The sequence below is a fragment of the Thioclava sp. JE_KL1 genome, assembly GCF_009296265.1.
In the GTDB taxonomy this organism is placed as follows: Bacteria; Pseudomonadota; Alphaproteobacteria; order Rhodobacterales; family Rhodobacteraceae; genus Thioclava.
This window is the reverse complement of the sequence record NZ_WBJS01000038.1, coordinates 1-3558: the sequence shown is the minus strand read 5'-3', so window position 1 is coordinate 3558 and position 3558 is coordinate 1. Positions and strand designations below refer to the sequence as shown.

General features: G+C 57.3%; 7 protein-coding genes and 1 pseudogene. 4 read left to right on the top strand and 4 right to left on the bottom strand.

Features of this window, described 5'->3' with window-relative positions; genetic code table 11:
• The coding region (locus F8R15_RS20670) for a transposase domain-containing protein (RefSeq protein ID WP_152845805.1) at positions 1 to 144 on the top strand (144 nt) is incomplete at its 5' end.
• Between the two features lie 21 nt (positions 145 to 165).
• Positions 166 to 503: pseudogene (locus F8R15_RS20665) on the top strand (transposase); the annotation flags it as partial.
• A gap of 539 nt (positions 504 to 1042) precedes the next feature.
• On the opposite strand, the gene F8R15_RS20660 reads toward F8R15_RS20665, so the two are convergent.
• Both F8R15_RS20660 and F8R15_RS20655 read right to left on the bottom strand, forming a co-directional pair.
• Positions 1043 to 1387 carry a hypothetical protein gene (locus tag F8R15_RS20660; protein WP_152845844.1) on the bottom strand — a complete coding sequence of 115 codons (345 nt, stop codon included), beginning with the start codon at positions 1385 to 1387 and terminating at the stop codon, positions 1043 to 1045.
• 7 nt (positions 1388 to 1394) lie between these two features.
• Positions 1395 to 1589 carry a hypothetical protein gene (locus F8R15_RS20655; protein ID WP_152845843.1) on the bottom strand — a complete coding sequence of 65 codons (195 nt, stop codon included), beginning with the start codon at positions 1587 to 1589 and terminating at the stop codon, positions 1395 to 1397.
• Positions 1590 to 1889: 300 nt separating this feature from the next.
• On the opposite strand from F8R15_RS20655, the gene F8R15_RS20650 reads away from it, so the two are divergent.
• Together F8R15_RS20650 and F8R15_RS20645 are read left to right on the top strand one after the other, a co-directional pair.
• On the top strand, positions 1890 to 2099 hold the full coding sequence (locus F8R15_RS20650; protein WP_152845842.1) for a hypothetical protein: 210 nt from the start codon (positions 1890 to 1892) through the stop codon (positions 2097 to 2099).
• 201 nt (positions 2100 to 2300) lie between these two features.
• Positions 2301 to 2855, top strand: coding sequence for a hypothetical protein (locus F8R15_RS20645; protein WP_152845841.1), 555 nt, complete (start codon positions 2301 to 2303; stop codon positions 2853 to 2855).
• A gap of 12 nt (positions 2856 to 2867) precedes the next feature.
• On the opposite strand, the gene F8R15_RS21590 is transcribed toward F8R15_RS20645, so the two are convergent.
• Both F8R15_RS21590 and F8R15_RS20640 read right to left on the bottom strand, forming a co-directional pair.
• Positions 2868 to 3041 (bottom strand): hypothetical protein, encoded by a 174-nt coding sequence (locus F8R15_RS21590; RefSeq protein ID WP_172976281.1) that lies wholly within the window; start codon positions 3039 to 3041, stop codon positions 2868 to 2870.
• A 232-nt stretch (positions 3042 to 3273) separates the two neighbouring features.
• The coding region (locus F8R15_RS20640; protein WP_172976280.1) for an ion transporter at positions 3274 to 3558 on the bottom strand (285 nt) is incomplete at its 5' end.

The window sequence follows — 3558 nt, the reverse complement described above, 5'->3', positions numbered from 1 at the left end:
GTCGCTACCTGCAAGATGTCCGACGTGAACCCGGTCGACTACATCGCCGCCACCCTGCGCGCCATCCTCGATGGCCACCCGCAAAGCGGTATCGAAGACCTGATGCCATGGCGATTCAATCAGCCGTCAAGCCTCGCCGCATAGGGTGAGGCCGTAGCGCTTACGATCATCGGCATCCTGGCCGAATACGAGGCAGGCGCGAAGTGCGCGGACCTGTGCCGCAAGCACGGCATGTCGGAAGGGATCTTCTATAACTGGAAGGCGAAGCTCGGCGGCATGACGGTGCCGGAGGCAAAGCGGCTGAAGACGCTCGAAGACGAGAGCGCCAAGCTGACGAAGCTGCTGGCCGAGCAGATGCTGGACTTGGCGGCGACGAAGGAACTGGTTTCAAAAAAAGTGGTGACGATGAGCCATGTCACGCCATTGGTCCGAGTGACAATGGCGAATGCGTGAAGCGCGAGGCGGTCGCGCATCTGAGGTCCCTGCTCGGGCTCTCGGAACGGCGGGCGTGCCGGATTTCTGTCTCATCTTCACTCCTTGGTGGTTATGATGAGCCAGAAACCCTCCGCTACAAACTCAACTCAGATGTCTCAGGGGTGCTGACGCAGGACAGGGCGTTCTACGATCACTATCCGGACCATCTGGAGCGCCACTGGTGCGAGATCAGTGAGGGGCGCGACTTTCTGGCATGGACCGATCGCGTGGAGTGGGTGGTCACAAATCCGCCCTGGTCCGAGCTTCGGACATTCACGCGACACGCGATGCGAGTCTCAGAAAATATTGTCTGGCTCGCGCCTCTGACCAATCTGAAGACGAAGGCGCGGTTGCGGGATCTCCAGGAGGCCGGATTCGGAATTGCGGAATTGCTCTTCGTCGACACACCGAAGAGCTGGCCACAGAGCGGCTTTCAGATCGTCGCGGCCCATTTGAAGAAAGGGTATACCGGGAATTGGAAGGTCGCCCAGCTTCGAGGGCGAGGGGGCGCACACGACTCTTAGTGTCCCCCGCAATTTCTCTTCTGCCGACCCTGGTTCACGCGCTTTCAGATCTCGTCCAGCTCGTCCAGAGATCCCATATCTTGAGTTCTGCCCCCCTGGGCCTCGCGCCATGGACGAATGTCATAAAGGTCGCGCCCCTCCTGAAGCTCGATCGATATGCCGCGCTCCAGAAGCCAGGCTGTCGCAAATTTCATCAGCCGGGATTTACGTTCGCGGTCACCCTCGACGCCATAGAGGTGGAGATGGGCCAATCCGGGCTCGCCATGATGGGCGCGGGCCGAGACGAAGAGGTTGAGATCTGGATTGCCTGCTCGCAGCAGTGCCTCCAGCTCGCCGAGGAGCCTTGGGCGTTGAGTTCTTGCTCCCGCCAGTTTCTGATCGATAGACATAGCAGCCTCAAAGGCTGAGGAACTTGACGGATTTTGGCTCGCGGCTCTTCACGAAGCCGACCCGGTCGGCTCGGACTTTCTTGAACGCGAAATTCTGATGCTGCAACTCGCTGGGACTGACCTCGCCTCTGGCCAGGCGCTCTTCATCCTTCGCGCGGCTTCGCGCCTTCTCTTCTTGCCGTTTCCTGTAAAGATCTTCCATGCGCGGTCCTCCGTGAAACCTACTTATAGCCTGAAAGTGCCTGCTTTGTCTCGTTTGATCGGGGACGCCGACTTCGCGTTTTGGAGATGTGCGACGGCGCGCTCCTCGTGAGCGGCTATCGCGGTTGTCGCAGACGTGCCGACACGGGGAGGTGATCTGCCCTCAGCGCTGCGGCGAAAACTGCGACAAGCATCGGCCTCCCTACGCTTCTTCTCAGAGGCGGTTCCGGTGAAGCAATGATCTCGGGCCAGTTTGACTTATTTAGCCCTATCCGGTCTAATTTCACCGAAGGAGCGCGGTATGGATTGGAATGTGATGGCCGGTATGATCCTGATGGGCGTGTTCGCTGTGGCGGCCTTCTGGATTGTGATGCGTGAGCGCCGGTATATCAAAGATGTGACAAGCCTGAGCGCGGAAGACATCCGTTGGTTCAATTCGCAGCCTCTGTCCGGCGACGCCTATTTTGGCGAAAAGGCGGATGACGACGGCGACGACCATTCAAATGGCTAGGCCCTAACGCGGCGCTCTTTACTGTGTCGCAGAACGTTCAGAGCAGCTTTGGCGTGAGATGTCGGCAAGTCATTGAAAGCGCAAAAGATGGCTTTTTGCGTGTGGAGTTGTCCAACTTTCGCCATATGGTTGTTCTACTCGTTGGGAGAGGGAGCACATTTATGCTTCTCACTGACTTTCGAATTTTTTTAGGATATTGAAATGGCTTGGAAGTTTTCCATAAGCGTCGCTGAAGAAGAAATCTCTTCAGATGAACCGGCCCCAGGTCAAAACAACAGCGCCTCAACGAGCAGAAACTCCCGTTGCGTGGCTCGGCGCCTTCTCTCAAAGCGTTGCATTGTCTACTGCGGCGAACCCGGTTTGATCAGAGATGAACTCGCTCAAATCTGCGAACATGAGGGCGCAAGGCTGCTTTCTTGTTCGGAAGGAGAGCTACCAGGCGCTTGGCTTGCGCTTCACACCGAAGAGATCGATATCTTGGTGGTCGATGGCGATTACTTGGGGGAGATGGAAGACACAATTGATTACTGCATGCGCGTGAGACGCGCCTGCCCCTCACTCCCAGTGATACTGGTCTCCAGTGAAATGCGGGCGGATGACCTCACCTGCGAGCGTATGCAAGCCTGCGATGTAACTCTCAAGGCACCCGTCTCTCAGGTTCGGCTTGAAAAAGCGGTCATAACCGCCCGTCAGAACAATGCGTTTTTCCTGTCTCGCCTTCATCCCCAGATCACGCAGCATGTCCATAGTGGTTAGGGCCCCCGTCTTTCAGGAAGAGCTTTGATCGTCTTTTGGGTGTCGAGCTCCGGCGCGTGATCCATCGGATGCTTCCTTCTCAGCAAGGTTGAGGAAGTATCTTCGTGCCCTGTCCGTTAAGCCATATCTCTCGACGTAGTCGAGCAGAACGGCTTCCGCCGTGTCAGGTTGGGTCGGGTCTTTCATTGCATTCTCCTATCAACTGCACGAGTGGGCAGGCTAACAATTTGAGAGTAAATAGCCCGTTAACGTAACGAAGACACTTTTGCGGCCACCCGTGTGAAAGCCAGATGTGAGTGCGCCGGGCGCAATGAGCCTGAGTGTGTCGGCTGGCTCCCAGTCATGTAGCTAGTGAGCCTGATATCCGCTCAGGTCATCTGCCAGACGCGGACGGTCAGGCATGCTTCTGCCCCTCGCTTCAGTCGCCCGATTGGTCGCCTCTGCTAAGATCGCCGATCCGCCGCTCGATCGCGTCGAGCCGCAGGAGAACCTCGTCGCGATACGCATCGGTGCGCGTGGTCTCCTCTTCGGAATGGGCGTCCTGCATCGAATTCACGATGAGGCCCACCAGAAGGTTCACCACTGCGAAGGTCGTGACCATGATGAAAGGCACGAAGAAGGCCCAAGCCAGAGGGTGGGTTTCCATCACCGGGCGCACAATCCCCATCGACCAGCTCTCGAGCGTCATGATCTGAAACAGTGA

Coding starts and splice junctions, on each gene's coding strand:
- F8R15_RS21590 (WP_172976281.1), bottom strand. CDS start 3,041: ATGAAAGACCCGACCCAACCTGACACGGCGGAAGCCGTTCTGCTCGAC.
- F8R15_RS20655 (WP_152845843.1), bottom strand. CDS start 1,589: ATGGAAGATCTTTACAGGAAACGGCAAGAAGAGAAGGCGCGAAGCCGC.
- F8R15_RS20660 (WP_152845844.1), bottom strand. CDS start 1,387: ATGTCTATCGATCAGAAACTGGCGGGAGCAAGAACTCAACGCCCAAGG.
- F8R15_RS20650 (WP_152845842.1), top strand. CDS start 1,890: ATGGATTGGAATGTGATGGCCGGTATGATCCTGATGGGCGTGTTCGCT.
- F8R15_RS20645 (WP_152845841.1), top strand. CDS start 2,301: ATGGCTTGGAAGTTTTCCATAAGCGTCGCTGAAGAAGAAATCTCTTCA.